Genomic DNA, 15090 nt, shown 5'->3' with positions numbered 1-15090 from the left:
CATAAATTTACAGACAGTCTACATTATAATGAGAACTATTTTTATTTGCAGGTAAAATACACCATAAATTATGGTAGTCAGTGCTACCGTCCTTGAGCAAAGACCTCAGTTGGCTGAATAGGACAGGACAAGGTGTTTGCAGGCAAGGCTGAAAAATAGAAGGGACAGCCTCAGCTATAGAGGTCCTAAATAGATCGGAGGTGAGCAATCATCACTTAACAAAACTGAGCTCAACTTTGTAATAGTCATATTTCACTTTGACAGAAAACGTTAAATTCCGTAAATTAATATAAATAATAATCATTTTTATTTAGTTTACGGAAAATTAATATGAAACAAGTCAATAGCACGGCTCTTCGGCCTGGCTCCTCTTTTCTATTGTTAAGCAGCCTGATCTTGGCCAGTTTACCTGTTCAATCTGAAGATAGTGTTGAGCTGCCTCGCGTGGAAGTGACGTCAGGTGGCGTAGCGGAAAACAGCTATATCCCACTGGAAAAAGAGCCCAAGGTAGGCAAGATGAGTGTGCCAATCGAAGATAGTCCCTATTCGATTGCAGTCATCGACCAGAGTTTTATTCAGGATACCGGGGCTAAAACAATACAAGATGCATTGTTGTATACATCAGGTGTTTATTCTGGTGCCTATGGTCTTGATACTCGAGTCGATGCAGCAAATATCAGAGGGATTTCACCATCACTTTACCTAGATGGATTACGCCAGCTTTATGGTTCGTATAATAGTGTGAGAACAAATCCGTATGCATTAGAGAGCATAGAAGTTTTAAAAGGCCCCTCCTCTGTTTTGTATGGACAGGGTGAATTAGGTGGCATAGTGAACTCAGTATCTAAGTTGCCTAAAGATGAGCAACAGGGCGAAATATGGGCACAATATGGTTCGTTTAATCGTAAGCAATTAGCTTTTGATGTAACTGGGCCAGCAACAGAAGATGGCAAACTTCTATACCGAGTAGTGGGTTTGCAGCGAGATAGTGAGACACAGGTCGATCATGTAGATGATGATGGATTTTTTATATCGCCATCATTTACCTGGCGCCCTTCGGATGACACAAGCTTTACAGTTTTATTTAATCGTCAACAAAACTCAGGTCAAGTCTCTGCACAGTTTTTGCCTCAGTCCGTTACTTTGGATTCCGGAGTCTTGGGTAGAGTTTCTTCGGATACTTTTGTCGGTGAGCCTGGTTGGGATAGATATGATCGCGACAAGACAGAAATTACATTGATGCTGGATCATAATTTGAACGATGCATGGAAATTCTCGTCAGTTGCTCGTTATACTGAGTCAAAAACAGCTACAAGGGAGCATTGGGCCAGAGTTGGTGCAACGGTAAGTCCAACAGGGGATATTACGAGAAGTATTTACATGGCAGACAAAGAGACTCGTATTTTTAACATTGATACACGACTGGAAGGTCTCTTTGACATAGGTGTCACAAAGCATAATGTATTAATTGGTATCGATCACCAAGATGCTCTTTGGGAAGAGGATAACTATATAAGTGCTTCTAATGGCGGAACATCTATTAATTTATATAATCCAGTCTATGGCAATTTAAACACTGCAGCTTTGGCAAATCCATCTGACAGACCTGATAATCAGATCAGACAAACAGGTTTTTATATTGCTGATCACATGGAAATTGGTCCAGTTGTGCTCTCAGCTGCTTTAAGACGTGATTGGGCAAAAAATACTTTATTGGCAGTATCTGGGCCAAATACAAAAAGTGATGAAAAAGAGACAACTGGCAGAGCTGGAATCATGTATCGGTTCGACAATGGCTTTTCGCCTTATGCCAGTTATGCTGAAGCATTCACTATGAATTTGGGGACTGACGGTACCGCAGCAGCTAATACACTTGATCCAACAACAGGTGTACAAAGAGAATATGGTTTTAAATATCTATCTGAAGATAAAACCCTAGCTATCACTGCCGCTTATTTTGATATCACTCAGAATAAGCGTATCAAGCAAGGTAGCACTCCTGGAGGTGTTTCTCAAACTGGAGCAACGATTGATGGCTGGGAGTTACAAGTTAATAAACGCTGGAATAAATATGAGACCCAGTTTTCTTATACAGATATGAATGCTGATGATGCTGAAACAGGCGAACGCCTAGCTTTTGTTGCTGAAAAGGTAGCCTCATGGTGGAATAAATATTACTTTGACACTAATTGGCGCGTTGGTGCTGGTGTTCGTTATATCGGTACGAATGTAGGCTCAGGTGGTGCACCAGAAGTACCATCAGTGACGTTATATGACGCAATGATTGGTTATAGTTATAAAAATTGGGACTTATCACTTGATGCTAAGAACCTATCAGATAACGAGTATATTGCATGGTGCCGTGCAGAAGGCTTCGACTGCGGCTTTGGCGAACGTAGAAACGTAACAGCAAACGTTCGTTACCACTTCTAATCATAATTTTTTAGAAATAAAAGGCTCCGAAAGGGGCCTTTTTTATACAGATAAATCAGGTTTTTGATCTCATATCGGTTAGAATAACCCTTTTGTTTATCTGGAAATTTTATGAGCGATCTGCCTAATTGTCCTGCCTGTGGTTCTGAATACACCTATCAGGATCAAGCCATGTTTGTCTGCCCTGAGTGTGCCCATGAGTGGCAGGAAGCCGAGAGTAGTGCTTCTGCTGATGAAGGTGTCATTCGTGATTCAAACGGTAATGTTCTGCAGGATGGCGATACCGTCACGGTCATTAAAGATCTGAAAGTAAAAGGATCTTCTGCGGTGGTGAAGGTGGGTACCAAAGTGAAAAATATCCGTCTGGTAGGTGGTGATCACGATATCGATTGTAAAATTGATGGTATCGGCGCGATGAAACTCAAATCTGAGTTTGTTAAAAAAGCCTAATTCATACATTTATTGCCCTGTTTATTCTGACAGGGCAATTTTTCTTCTATCCTTTTTGTCCAAGCTGCTTCACAGGTCAATTTAGGAATAGCTGATGGATAAAAACGCTGCTGAGCAATTTGCATATGAGTGGATTGCGGCATGGAATAGTCACGATCTGACGCAAATTTTATCGCATTATGATGACGATTTTGAAATGACGTCACCGTTGATTGTGAAATTAATAGGGGAACCCTCGGGTAAGCTTAAGGGGAAAAAAGTGATAGGTGATTACTGGGCGAAAGGCCTGGAAAAATATCCGTCATTACATTTTAAGCTTCAGCATATTTTATGTGGCGCAGGCAGTCTGACACTTATTTACGATGGTATCAGTGGTATTTCAGCTGAGGTTCTACACTTTGGTCCGTCAGGTAAGGTGTGCCGATCTTATGCTCATTATCTCCCTGATGAAGACTGATAAGACAACGACATGAATTCACAGTCAAACTACTGGGCAATAGTGCAGGAAGAGACTACGGGCTGTGGTATCGCCGCCTGCGCTAATCTTGCTCAGATAAGCTATGCCGAGGCTAAGCAACTTGCAAATTCGCTCGGCATTTATGCTGAGGATAAAAGATTATGGTCAGAGACTGCTCATATCAGACAGTTATTATCAGCGTTAAATATCGCTGCCAGCAAGAAACAAACAGCTTTTGATTCATGGGATAAATTACCTGAAAAAGCACTAATTGCGTTAAAATGGCGTGAAAAATCGGGAAATGCCTTCTGGCATTGGGCCGTTTTTATACGCCAAGGCAACGATGCTATTGTGATTGATTCAGCTCAACGTTTGAAATCACCCATCAGAACAGACTTTGGCAGAATGAAGCCAAAATGGTTTATTGAGGTTGAGTGATGGCGGATATTGTTTTTATTTCACACGGCGGTGGTCCTTTACCTTTATTAGGTGATCCAACGCATCATCAGTTGGTGGAGACGCTCACTCAGATTACTAAACGGCTCAAAAAGCCAAAAGCGATTATTGTGGTCAGTGCACATTGGGAAGCCCACCATGTCAGCCTAACGCATCAAGAACATCCTGGCTTACTCTATGATTATTATGGTTTTCCTGATGAGTCCTATACTTTCAAATATCCTTGTAATGGCCTACCTGAGTTAGCAGAAAAAATAGTGGGTACACTACAAAAAGCGGATATAACTACAGAGTTAGAGGATGAAAGAGGTCTCGATCACGGGGTGTTTGTACCTTTGATGATTATGTATCCCGAAGCGGATATTCCTTGTATTCAAGTCTCTTTAGTGAAAGGGTTGGATCCAGATCTACATATAAGGATCGGTGAGATTATTGCTGATTGTGTAGATGAAGATGTATTAATTATTGGCTCCGGTTTTTCATTCCACAATATGCGCGCATTTTTCACAAAAGAGGATCTAGCGCATCAACAAATGAATCAATCTTTTGAAGATTGGCTGATGGAAACATGCTCCAGCCAGAATATGACTGAAGAAGAGAGAAGGGCACGTTTCCAACAATGGCAAGAGGCGCCTCATGCACGCTACTGTCACCCCAGAGAAGAACATTTATTACCGCTACATGTTTGTTATGGCGCGGCTGCCAGAGCCTGTGATTCTGTTTACTCGCTCTCGATACTGGGTAAGCAAGCGAGTCTGTATTTATGGTCATCTAATATCTAAACAACCAAGTATTAAATTCATTGTAAGTGCTTACTTCGGGGTATGCTTTCGCACCGTGAAATCCAGAATACAGGCAATCAGTGCGATCCCCGTTGCACCCATCACTACACCCGTCCATTCATAATGTTGATACAGCATCACAGAAAACCAGGAACCAAATGCACCACCAATAAAATAACAAGTCATATATGCAGAGGTAAGTCTGTTGCGAATGTCTGGATGTAGAGCATAAATCTTATTTTGATTACTCACGTGGACTAGCTGTACTGCTAAATCCAGAAGTAATACGCCGATTAAAAGAGCAACAAGTGAGATTGGTGCATTGAAAAGAATTACCCAACTCACTAATAAACTCAGTAAACCCAGCCGTGTACCCAGATCACCTTTACCAGCATCTGCTAACTTTCCGGCCCATGTGGCAGCAAATACTCCTGCTACGCCGACAAGCCCAAATAAACCGATGGTGGCATCGCTATATTCATAAGGTGGCTTGGCTAATAAGAAGGCAAGAGGCGTCCAGAACATACTAAAAAGAGCGAATGACAACATGCCGAGAATTGAGCGATAACGGAGTATAGGTTCTTTCACAAATAAACCAAACACAGACACCAATATCTGCCGATAGCTCATATCATTGTTATTGTGATAAGACGGTAGAAAGCGAGCTAAAGCTAATGTTGTGATGAACATAGCTACAGATGCAAACCAATAGATATAACGCCAGCTACCCATACTGGACAAACCGCCGGAAACGACCCGAGCTAGCAGTATGCCTAATAATAATCCACCCATAATGGTGCCAATCACTTTGCCACGCTGTTGGTCAGAGGCCAGCGTTGCTCCCAATGGAAGTAAAACTTGAGCAACAACGGAGCTGAGACCGGTTATCGCAGTACCAAGTAATAACCATGGCAGATTGGTTGAAAAGCCACTGATAAGCAAGCCGATAGTGGCAAATAGACTCATCACGATGATGAGCTTGCGGCGCTCTAACCTGTCCGCCAAAGGCACCAGAAATAGTAAGCCAATGCCATAACTGAGCTGTGCCGTAGTTACGATATTGCCGGCTGATGAGTGGCTTAGCCCAAACTCAGAAGCGATTGTATCTAGTAGTGGTTGGGCGTAGTAATTACTTGCTACGGCAATACCGGTAGCCGTTGCCATGAGTAAAACCAGACCTTGAGTTAATACGGTTTGTTGCTTTGTCATAAAGATCATTTACTAAGTCAGTTAGGCATACTATGCGGTGTTCATATTGATGATTCAAATGTATTGTTATCATAAGAGTCATCTTAAAAAGAGATAGATAAATGAATCTCAGGCAAATTGAATATGTTGTCGCTATCGCTGAAGAGTCCAGCTTTACTCTGGCGGCACAGCGGTGTCATACGGTTCAGTCAGCGTTAAGCCATCAGATTGCAAAACTGGAAGAAGAACTGGGCGTTGTCTTATTTGAGCGAACATCAAGAAAAGTCTCTTTAACTCTAGCCGGGCAGGCGTTTGTTGAGCAGGCAAAACGGACTTTAGACGCTGTACAGAAAATCTATGTGGACGTAACTGCGACTTCCGGGCTTGTCTCAGGTCGTTTGAATGTTGGCATGATTTCAGCGATGACAGCGGTGGATATCGTTTCCTCATTAGCCCAGTTCCATCAGCGTTATCCTAATGTCGAGGTTGGCTTAAAAACCGCAGGCAGTGAACGACTAATTGCCGATGTGTTGAATCATCGCTTGGATGTCGCCTTTATCGGGCTTTGGCTGGATGAAGTGCTATCAGGTTACGAATATATTCGTATAGCCGAAGAAGCGCTTGTTACCGTTTTGCCAATGAGTCACTCCCTTTGTCAGCATAAAGAATTATCTCTTCATCAATTGGCCTCAGAGCCGATGGTGAATTACCCTAAAGATAGCAGTGCCCGACGTCAGACCGATGAGGCATTTCTCAGCGCGGGACTGTCTTCAAATGTAAAGTTTGTGGTTGATCACGTCAGTTTGATCGAACAGTTAGTAGCTCGCGGCCTTGCTTATGGCATTGTACCGGAGCCTGTTGCAGCAAACTTTTCTGGTATAAAAGCGATACCGATAAAAGAGGCACCAAAACGCGCTTTATACATGATCTGGTCTAAAGGGCCGAGTCCAGCTGCGCAAGCGTTTATGTCACTTATTCATGAACTTTTATAGCTAGCCTAGGTCTGTTTTTTGTTTTGCAAAAAGTCAGCTCTGTGCACGCTGACTCAGCATTTATTTGATTAAACCGACTTTAATGTTTGCAGAAATTTATCTGAGGTTTCTCCTCGAAAACAATGCCAAAGTGATTTTGAAATACACCAAGTCTGGTGTGAGCCAGATTACGGAGGCCACAGTTCTTACCAAAAATAAGAGGGCTGGGCTGCAAGAAGAAGGAACTAAAATAATGAGAAAAATACTTTTAGCGACAACATTTTTGTTGATGAATATCGGTACAGCTCAAGCTGCGTCGGTAGAAATTCCCATGCAACGTTTTGATTTATCACTTACAAATTCGGCAAGTTTTGCCAATGACTCAACAAGGCTTGCATCAATTATTGAAAATTTCGGTGGTCGATTGAATCAAGGTACGATGCCTTCGAACCTGATCATTCAGCTTTTTGACGCTCCAGCCCCAAGCCTATCTTCAGTACCGGCTCCTGCGGCCGTGTGGTTATTGGCCCCAGCATTAGGCCTGTTTGCTTTAGTGAGACGTAAAGTCGAAGCCTAATAACCCCTGTTCATAACATGAAAGCCATGATGAAAGTCGTGGCTTTTTTTGCTCGCAATTTAGCAGCTCATAGACAGCTGTCCGCTAAACACATAGGCTATTGCAACAAAATTTTATTGGGATATACAAGATGGCAAGTGTCGGTTTATTAGCGCTGGTGGATGACATAGCATCGTTACTTGATGATGTCTCATTGATGACAAAAGTTGCTGCCAAGAAGACAGCTGGTGTGTTAGGTGATGATCTCGCTCTCAATGCACAACAAGTAACTGGGGTAGACCCCAAACGCGAGTTGCCCGTGGTGTGGGCCGTCGCCAAAGGCTCCTATTTAAATAAATTAATTTTAGTGCCATTGGCTTTAGTTATTAGTGCCGTTTTCCCCATTGGTGTAACCATCTTATTAATGCTCGGTGGTTTGTTTCTTTGTTATGAAGGTATGGAAAAGCTGGCCCATAAATGGTTACCACATGAAGAAAGTGATAACGAGCATAAGAAAAAACTGGCCGCAGCTACCACAGATGAAAACGTCGACATCAAAGCCTATGAACGCAAAAAAATAAAAGGGGCGATCAGAACAGACTTTATTCTGTCTGCTGAGATTATTGTGATTGCTCTTGGTGTTGTGCAGGGGGAGACTTTTCTAACGCAAGCAGTCGTCGTGTCTTTGATAGCCATTGTGATGACCTCAGGCGTATATGGCCTGGTAGCTGGCATAGTCAAATTCGATGATGCTGGTCTGGCCTTAATTAAGTATGGTCAGGGCGGTAGCAAGTTTGATGGTTTCCAGCGCAAGCTGGGTCAGGTCATTCTATTTCTTGCACCGAAGTTGATGAAGTTTCTATCAGTAGTAGGCATGATCGCCATGTTCTTAGTCGGTGGTGGTATTTTGGTGCATGGATTACCTTTCTTACACCACTTATTAGAGGTATTGAATACATCGTTGGGCGCAGTGATGAAGGTTATGATGCCCATGTTATTTAACGGTGGTGTTGGCCTAATTGCTGGAGTGATTGTGTTATCCATTGTGACAGGCATTAAGAAATTGTTTTAAATAAACGGGCCAGCCTAATTTGGACTGGCCCATTTTTCTATATAAGACCAAACGCCAACATCGCATTCGCCACACGTCTGAAACCGGCAATATTTGCGCCCAGCACATAGTTATGTGGCTCACCAAACTCTTCAGCCGTCTGACAGCAGGTTTTATGAATATGGTTCATGATTTCATGCAAACGATCTTCACTATATTCATAGCTACTACTGTGCGTAGCATTCAGCTGCATTTCTAAAGCTGATGATGCGACACCGCCGGCATTGGCTGCTTTACCGGGAGCAAACGCGACATTATTTTTCTGCAAAATCTTAATGGCTTCCGGCGTGCTGGGCATATTGGCGCCTTCACATAAGGCTAAACAACCATTATCGACCAGCTTTTGTGCATCTTCGGCTTCCAGTTCATTCTGGGTGGCACAGGGCATGGCGATATCACATGGAATGTCCCAGATATTCCCGTTTTCGATGTACTCAGCATCTGGATGACTATCGAGATAGGTGTAGATTCGTTGTCTTTCGACTTCTTTAATACGAATAATGGCATCCACATCGATGCCGTTTTGATCGATGATGACACCGCCCGAATCAGAACAAGCAATGACTTTTGCACCTGAAGCGCGGAGCTTTTCCATCGCATAAGTGGCCACATTACCCGAGCCCGACACCAGAGCAATTTTATCTTTTAGTTCTTCTCCATGAACTGCTCTGAGCATATCTTCACAAAAGAATACGGCGCCGTATCCTGTCGATTTTTTACGAATGAGCGTGCCGCCCCAACCTGGACTTTTACCGGTAATAACACCTGCTTCGTAACGTTGAGTAATACGTTTATATTGACCAAATAGATAGCCAATTTCTCTGGCACCCACACCAATATCACCGGCGGGCACATCAGTTGATTCGCCAATATGACGATAAAGGCTAGTCATAAAGCTTTGGCAGAAGCGCATAACTTCACGATCCGATTTACCTTTCGGATCAAAGTCAGAACCGCCTTTACCACTGCCAATAGGCAGACCCGTCAGTGCATTCTTGAAGGTTTGTTCAAAAGCGAGAAACTTGATGGTGCCCAGCGTGACGCTTGGGTGAAAACGTAAGCCACCCTTGTATGGGCCAAGCGAACTGTTGAAGCCCACACGAAAGCCCCGATTGATGTGGATTTGACCATCATCATCTTCCCAGGGAACACGGAAAATAATTTGTCGCTCAGGTTCACATAAGCGTTCGATAATTTTTTGTTCGTGATATTCAGGATGGCGTTCTAACACCGGGGTTAAGGTTTCAAGCACTTCATATAAGGCTTGGTGAAACTCTGGTTCTCCCGGATTACGGCTGATGATTTGCTGATAGATAGATTCCATTGTTCTAGACTTAATATCCTGTTTATTGGTTGGTGAAGAGTGACTATTTATTTAATAGTCAGTGAGTCTTCTGCTAATGACACCCAATATACGGATGAGTTTTCTACTTTAGCAAATTCACTTTAAACGCCATCAATGTGTCAGTTTAGTTTGACAACCCCCACTGAAAAGCATTTGATCCTAGTTCATAACGTGATAAATGGAAGTTCAGCAATGAAAAAATATTGTCTTCTGATGTTGATTTTGGGCTGGTGTTTACATTCGCCAGTAGCGGCCGCCTATGAGTGTTATCAAGCTTCACCGACATCTGAGTCACTGGAGGATGAGTATCGTAATAATGACAAGAGTCTGCTTGTGGATAAGAACGCTGAAGAGCTACAGTTCTTGAAACAACTTAAAGGGAAATGGAAAGGGACTGGCGAGGAAATTTCCTGTAAAGGCTCAGATGCTAACCCTGAAAAACTTCATAAAAACATGAATGTTGAAGCGGATGTAGAGGAAAGCAGCGTTGTTTTGTTCAAAGCCCGCTTAGAAAAAGAGTTTCCTGCTGAACGAATCAGTCGTTCAGATACTCTGGGGCTGATTAATACGGAAAGTTTATATGCCCTAAGTGTGAACGGGCGTCATATTGAAGCCAATCAGCGAGAGTATGCGTCTAATGGTCCTGACGCGGGTGTGCGTTATCAGGAATATATGATTTCAATCGATGCACCGAGTGATGATGAAATACATGTAGAGTGGTCATTATTTACGAATGGTGTCTATGTTTTCACCCAAAAGCTTAATTTGACCAGAGATTAAAAAAGGAGCCTGAAGTGTTCAGGCTCCTTAATGATTTGGCTTACTTCAGTAATAAGAACATCGCACGTCGGCCGCGGATGATATTAAATAATAATTCCTTAGCGTCGCTGACCATCGGTTTGAACTGCTCCAGTGATGATACCGGCTGGCGATTCACTGAAGTGATAATGTCATCAGGTCTTAAACCAGCTTGCCAGGCTGGGCTACCACGTTTTACTGAATAAACCACCACACCTGCTACTTGCCCGTAATAAGGTGAGTCTTGCTCAATATCACCAAAGGTCGCACCAGATAGTTTCGGATGTACTAGCCCATCAGCAGCGGTTTTACGTGTCTGTTTGACCGTTGCCTTAATGGTTTTTGCTTTACCATTTCGAATAATATCGAGCTTGACTGTTTGACCGACAACCATCAAGCCAATGGTATTTCTCAGGCTGTCAGCGTTCATTAGTGGCGTACCATCAACGGCGGTGATCACATCACCCACTTTTAAGCCAGCATCAGCAGCAGCTGAGTCAGGTATAACATGACTGACAACGGCACCTTGTTGAGATTGGATATTAAAGGCTTGAGCCAGCTCATGTGTAATATCCTGCATCTGCACACCCAAATAGGCACGCTGAACTTCACCGTGCTCTAACAGTTGATCAGTGATCTGTTTGACCAGATTACTGGGAATGGCAAAGCCGATACCGATATTGCCTGATGAGGCACCGCCCGGTGAGAAAATAGCGGTATTAATACCCACCAGCTCGCCACGCAAGTTAACTAAGGCACCACCTGAGTTTCCGGGATTAATTGAAGCATCAGTTTGAATAAAGTTTTCATAACCTTCAATGCCGAGGCCACTTCTGCCTAGTGCACTGACGATACCAGAGGTCACCGTTTGCCCCAGACCAAAAGGATTGCCGATCGCCACAACAAAGTCACCCACACGAAGCGAGTCTGAGTCGGCCAGTGGCAAGGCAGATAAGTTTTCAGCAGGAATTTTGATAAGTGCTACATCGGTGGCAGGATCACTACCAACGATCTCAGCTTGGAAGGTCCGTCCATCATTTAATGACACTGTGACTTCATCAGCACCACGAATCACATGATTATTGGTGATGACCAGGCCTTCTTTGGCATCAATAATGACCCCAGAACCTAAACTTTGGCGTTGTCTGACTCTGGGTTGATCAGGCACATTAAAAAAGTGCCTGAAAAAAGGGTCATTCATAAAAGGGTTGTCTTGAACTCTGACTTCACTTTTCGTGGCAATATTGACCACAGCTGGTTTGGTGCGATCAAGCATTGGCGCCAAAGAGGGCATCTCGCCTTTATCAGAAAACCAGTTAAGTGGAAGTGCTGCAGATGCGACCTGGGCAATTAAAACAAATGCGGCTAACCAAACAACGGATGATTTAAAGCTGAACTTCACAACGCCTCCCGATAAAAATTATTCCAGCGACTCTCGCGGGTTAAAAGCCATTTCTTCTGCCATCTGCTGGTAAAGCTTTTTCGCTTTATCACTGTCAGCAGGCGGCACCATTATTTGCAAGACCACAAATTCGTCGCCAGGTTCTTTGCCCGGTAATCCACGTCCTTTCAGCCGCATTTTTTGACCGCTACGAGCACCAGCCGGAATGGTCAGATTAATTTTTCCTGCTAAGGTGGGTACGGTAACTTTGGCACCTAAAGCCGCTTCCCATGGCGCAATAGGTAAATCCAGATACACATCTTTGTCTTCCAGACGGAAATGACGATGTGGTGCAATGTTTACTTCAAGATACAAGTCACCGGACTTGCCGCCACCGCCTGATTTACCCTGGCCTGAAAGGCGTATTTTCTTACCGGAGGCAATGCCTGCCGGGATTTTTACATTAATCGTGCCTGACTGACTGGCGCCGGCAGGACGACGAATTGTTTTGGTGGCACCGTTAAATGCATCTTCCAGAGAAATAGTAATTTTGGCATTTACATCTTCACCACGGGCAAAGAAGTTATCTCCCATGCCGCCGCCCATTCCTCCCATGCCGCCAAACATGTTTTCAAAGAAGCTGCTAAAGTTGCCACCACCAAAACCGGCATGATCATCCCAGCCTGGGGGCGGATTGAATGATTGGCCGTGACGGTAATTACTGCCGAATTGGTCGTATTGAGCTCGTTTTTGTTCGTCACGTAAGACTTCGTAGGCTTCACCTACTTCTTTAAATTTGTCTTCAGCGTTCGCTTCTTTACTGACATCGGGGTGATATTTTCTGGCCAGCTTCCGGTAGGCCTTCTTTATCTCGTCCTGAGAAGCATCGCGGCCGACACCCAAAATTTTGTAATAGTCTTTGTATTCCATAAATGGATTATGTACCTGAAATTGATCTTGATCATGTAATTGGGGATTTGAATGTCTGTTTTCAATGGGTTTAGGGATTTTTCTGATGAATTAAAACAGCCTGTATGGGAAAATTTTCCCCAATCACGGGATTAATAAATATTTACAAGAGAGAATTGGATTATGTTTTCAAAAAAACAACTGACATTAATGGTGGCTGCAGCAGCCACGACAATGTGGCAACCCGCCTTTGCCGAAGAAACGAGTGATAATGAAGTATCGCTTGGTGGCATGGTAGTGACAGGAACACGTTCAGAGACACCATTGCTGGAGCAAGCCGGGAATACTGGCAAGATATCAGAAGAAGAAATTGATCTTGTGCGCCCCGATCACATCAGCGAAATTCTTAATCGCGTAAGTGGTGTCAATATCCAACATGGTAATGGACAAGAGCATTTAACTTCCATCCGCTCACCAGTATTAACGGGTGGTGCTGGCGCGGGGTCATTCCTGTTTCTTGAAGATGGTATCCCGCTTCGTGCTGCTGGTTTTGCTAATGTGAATGGCTTATTTGAAGTGAACTACGAACAGGCGGGTGGTATTGAAGTCGTTCGCGGACCGGGTAGTGCGTTATATGGTTCTAATGCGGTTCATGGCTTGGTAAACGTATTAAGCCGAGCGCCATCTTTGGATTTAGAGCGTCAGATTGATTTTTCAATCGGTCCACATGACTTATATCAAACTAAAGCCACGATAAGTGACACCGTTGGTAGACATGGTTACCGTTTGAGCGTGAATGGCACCACTGATGGTGGTTATGTCAGTGACTCCGGTTACGACCAGCAGAAAGTCTCATTCCGGCATGATTATCTGGGTGATGTGGATAGTTTTAAAACCTTATTCAGCTATACCAACCTGAATCAAGAAACTGCTGGTTATATTACGGGATATAAGGTCTATGAAGATGAAAGCTTGTCTCGTCAAAATCCCAATCCTGAAGCTTATCGTGACGCCAAGTCGTATCGTTTATCTACTGAGTGGATTCATGAATTAAGTGATACATCTTCATTCACGCTGACACCTTATGTTCGACATACTGAGATGAATTTCTTGATGCATTTCCTCTCTCCGGGTAAGCCAGTTGAGAGCAATAAACACAGTAGTGTTGGCTTGTTAAGCTCCTATACAAAAGAGCTGGATGGTGGTCATAAAATCATTTTGGGTACTGACTTTGAGTACACAGAAGGGCAATTAAAAGAAGTCCAAAATAATTCAACCACAGTCAGAGGCTTCATTCCAGGCGTGCATTATGATTATGACGTTGATGCAACAGTTATTGCGCCATACGCCCATACTGAATGGCAAATCTTAGATAAAACACGCCTAATTGCAGGTGTACGTTATGAATACACCAAATACGATTACACTAACAATACAACATCTGGTGTGATAACAAGTCGATATTATCGCCCTGAATCACGTGATGACTCGTTTAATAATCTGAGTCCTAAATTAGGGTTAGTACAAGAGTTAACGGATGATACTTCTGCATTTATTAACTATGCTCGAGGTAACCGTGCTCCTCAGACAACCGATCTATATCGAATTCAGAACAATAATGGTGATCGAGCAGACTCTGAACAAATCGACAGTATCGAAGTCGGTGTCAGAAAAGTTGGGGAAGGGTTCCAGTATGAAATCACTGCCTATCATATGAGAAAGAAAGATTATTTCTTTACGGATAGCAACGATATCAACGTCAATGATGGCAAGACAAAACATACTGGTCTCGAACTCGGTATGTTCTATCCCTTTAACAGTCAGTTCGATGTGGCGGCTAATCTAACCTTTGCTAAACATGAATATGATTTCAACAGAGCAAGCTCAGATGACTACAGTAACATTGAGAGCGGCAACTATCTGGTAACAGCACCTAAACAGATGGCGAATGTCAGATTGGGTTGGAATTTCACGCCAAAAAGTCGTGCTGAGTTAGAGTGGGAACATATGGGTGAGTATTACATTAATGATGGGAATACTGCTAAGTATGATGGACATGATGTGTTTAATCTTCATGCCTCGCATCAATTAACTGAAAACCTAAAACTATATGGAAGAGTTCAAAACTTATTTAATACTGAATATGCCGAACGTGCTGACTTCAGACCAATTCCTGGTGTAAACCCTGATGGCTATCGCTACTTCGTTGGTGAAAAACGTTACCTTCATGTCGGGGCAAGTTATAGCTTCTAA

General features: G+C 43.3%; 14 protein-coding genes. 10 read left to right on the top strand and 4 right to left on the bottom strand.

The genetic code is table 11. The features are described 5' to 3' along the window. The first annotated feature begins 330 nt into the window (after window positions 1-330). The 5 genes from MAMP_RS01205 to MAMP_RS01185 all read left to right on the top strand — a co-directional run bounded on the left by MAMP_RS01205 (window position 331) and on the right by MAMP_RS01185 (window position 4578). Complete coding sequence (locus MAMP_RS01205; RefSeq protein WP_007144141.1) at window positions 331-2433, top strand: TonB-dependent siderophore receptor; 2103 nt, start codon at window positions 331-333, stop codon at window positions 2431-2433. Window positions 2434-2544: 111 nt separating this feature from the next. Then, window positions 2545-2883, top strand: coding sequence for a zinc ribbon domain-containing protein YjdM (locus MAMP_RS01200; protein WP_007144140.1), 339 nt, complete (start codon window positions 2545-2547; stop codon window positions 2881-2883). Window positions 2884-2977: 94 nt separating this feature from the next. Then, the gene (locus MAMP_RS01195; protein ID WP_007144139.1) at window positions 2978-3340 is read left to right on the top strand and encodes a nuclear transport factor 2 family protein; all 363 of its coding nucleotides are present in this window, start codon (window positions 2978-2980) and stop codon (window positions 3338-3340) included. A 12-nt stretch (window positions 3341-3352) separates the two neighbouring features. Next, window positions 3353-3778 carry a hypothetical protein gene (locus MAMP_RS01190; protein ID WP_007144137.1) on the top strand — a complete coding sequence of 142 codons (426 nt, stop codon included), beginning with the start codon at window positions 3353-3355 and terminating at the stop codon, window positions 3776-3778. Next, window positions 3778-4578 carry a DODA-type extradiol aromatic ring-opening family dioxygenase gene (locus MAMP_RS01185; protein WP_007144136.1) on the top strand — a complete coding sequence of 267 codons (801 nt, stop codon included), beginning with the start codon at window positions 3778-3780 and terminating at the stop codon, window positions 4576-4578. The genes MAMP_RS01190 and MAMP_RS01185 overlap by 1 nt, the downstream gene beginning before the upstream one ends. Before the next feature lie 30 nt (window positions 4579-4608). On the opposite strand, the gene MAMP_RS01180 is transcribed toward MAMP_RS01185, so the two are convergent. Beyond that, window positions 4609-5787, bottom strand: a complete 1179-nt coding sequence (locus MAMP_RS01180; protein WP_007144135.1) for an MFS transporter — start codon at window positions 5785-5787, stop codon at window positions 4609-4611. Window positions 5788-5888: 101 nt separating this feature from the next. On the opposite strand from MAMP_RS01180, the gene MAMP_RS01175 reads away from it, so the two are divergent. The 3 genes from MAMP_RS01175 to MAMP_RS01165 all read left to right on the top strand — a co-directional run bounded on the left by MAMP_RS01175 (window position 5889) and on the right by MAMP_RS01165 (window position 8365). After that, the gene (locus MAMP_RS01175; RefSeq protein WP_007144134.1) at window positions 5889-6758 is read left to right on the top strand and encodes a LysR family transcriptional regulator; all 870 of its coding nucleotides are present in this window, start codon (window positions 5889-5891) and stop codon (window positions 6756-6758) included. Between the two features lie 82 nt (window positions 6759-6840). After that, window positions 6841-7314, top strand: coding sequence for a VPLPA-CTERM sorting domain-containing protein (locus tag MAMP_RS01170; protein WP_040576120.1), 474 nt, complete (start codon window positions 6841-6843; stop codon window positions 7312-7314). A 130-nt stretch (window positions 7315-7444) separates the two neighbouring features. Then, window positions 7445-8365, top strand: a complete 921-nt coding sequence (locus MAMP_RS01165; protein WP_007144132.1) for a DUF808 domain-containing protein — start codon at window positions 7445-7447, stop codon at window positions 8363-8365. A gap of 37 nt (window positions 8366-8402) precedes the next feature. Here MAMP_RS01165 and gdhA read toward each other — a convergent pair whose 3' ends face one another. Further along, entirely contained in the window at window positions 8403-9728 is a 1326-nt protein-coding gene (gene gdhA / locus MAMP_RS01160) for an NADP-specific glutamate dehydrogenase (RefSeq protein WP_007144131.1), read from the bottom strand. A gap of 213 nt (window positions 9729-9941) precedes the next feature. Between gdhA and MAMP_RS01155 the strand changes: the two genes are divergently transcribed. Further along, window positions 9942-10529, top strand: coding sequence for a hypothetical protein (locus MAMP_RS01155; RefSeq protein ID WP_007144130.1), 588 nt, complete (start codon window positions 9942-9944; stop codon window positions 10527-10529). A gap of 40 nt (window positions 10530-10569) precedes the next feature. On the opposite strand, the gene MAMP_RS01150 is transcribed toward MAMP_RS01155, so the two are convergent. Continuing rightward, window positions 10570-11949: a DegQ family serine endoprotease gene (locus MAMP_RS01150; RefSeq protein ID WP_007144129.1), complete on the bottom strand. Its 1380-nt coding sequence runs from the start codon at window positions 11947-11949 to the stop codon at window positions 10570-10572. 18 nt (window positions 11950-11967) lie between these two features. Then, window positions 11968-12858: a DnaJ C-terminal domain-containing protein gene (locus MAMP_RS01145; protein ID WP_007144128.1), complete on the bottom strand. Its 891-nt coding sequence runs from the start codon at window positions 12856-12858 to the stop codon at window positions 11968-11970. A gap of 162 nt (window positions 12859-13020) precedes the next feature. On the opposite strand from MAMP_RS01145, the gene MAMP_RS01140 reads away from it, so the two are divergent. Then, window positions 13021-15090, top strand: a complete 2070-nt coding sequence (locus MAMP_RS01140) for a TonB-dependent receptor (protein ID WP_007144127.1) — start codon at window positions 13021-13023, stop codon at window positions 15088-15090.

Source organism: Methylophaga thalassica MP (assembly GCF_000214595.1).
Taxonomy (GTDB): domain Bacteria; phylum Pseudomonadota; class Gammaproteobacteria; order Nitrosococcales; family Methylophagaceae; genus Methylophaga; species Methylophaga thalassica.
The sequence above is the reverse complement of the archived record's forward strand: the minus strand, read 5'-3'. Positions and strand labels throughout refer to the sequence as shown.

What these genes read in the sequence shown, in the direction of transcription:
- MAMP_RS01180 (WP_007144135.1), bottom strand. Translation starts at nt 5,787, where the DNA reads ATGACAAAGCAACAAACCGTATTAACTCAAGGTCTGGTTTTACTCATG.
- MAMP_RS01200 (WP_007144140.1), top strand. Translation starts at nt 2,545, where the DNA reads ATGAGCGATCTGCCTAATTGTCCTGCCTGTGGTTCTGAATACACCTAT.
- MAMP_RS01205 (WP_007144141.1), top strand. Translation starts at nt 331, where the DNA reads ATGAAACAAGTCAATAGCACGGCTCTTCGGCCTGGCTCCTCTTTTCTA.
- MAMP_RS01140 (WP_007144127.1), top strand. Translation starts at nt 13,021, where the DNA reads ATGTTTTCAAAAAAACAACTGACATTAATGGTGGCTGCAGCAGCCACG.
- MAMP_RS01145 (WP_007144128.1), bottom strand. Translation starts at nt 12,858, where the DNA reads ATGGAATACAAAGACTATTACAAAATTTTGGGTGTCGGCCGCGATGCT.
- MAMP_RS01195 (WP_007144139.1), top strand. Translation starts at nt 2,978, where the DNA reads ATGGATAAAAACGCTGCTGAGCAATTTGCATATGAGTGGATTGCGGCA.
- MAMP_RS01170 (WP_040576120.1), top strand. Translation starts at nt 6,841, where the DNA reads ATGTTTGCAGAAATTTATCTGAGGTTTCTCCTCGAAAACAATGCCAAA.
- MAMP_RS01185 (WP_007144136.1), top strand. Translation starts at nt 3,778, where the DNA reads ATGGCGGATATTGTTTTTATTTCACACGGCGGTGGTCCTTTACCTTTA.
- MAMP_RS01175 (WP_007144134.1), top strand. Translation starts at nt 5,889, where the DNA reads ATGAATCTCAGGCAAATTGAATATGTTGTCGCTATCGCTGAAGAGTCC.
- MAMP_RS01155 (WP_007144130.1), top strand. Translation starts at nt 9,942, where the DNA reads ATGAAAAAATATTGTCTTCTGATGTTGATTTTGGGCTGGTGTTTACAT.
- MAMP_RS01190 (WP_007144137.1), top strand. Translation starts at nt 3,353, where the DNA reads ATGAATTCACAGTCAAACTACTGGGCAATAGTGCAGGAAGAGACTACG.
- gdhA (WP_007144131.1), bottom strand. Translation starts at nt 9,728, where the DNA reads ATGGAATCTATCTATCAGCAAATCATCAGCCGTAATCCGGGAGAACCA.
- MAMP_RS01165 (WP_007144132.1), top strand. Translation starts at nt 7,445, where the DNA reads ATGGCAAGTGTCGGTTTATTAGCGCTGGTGGATGACATAGCATCGTTA.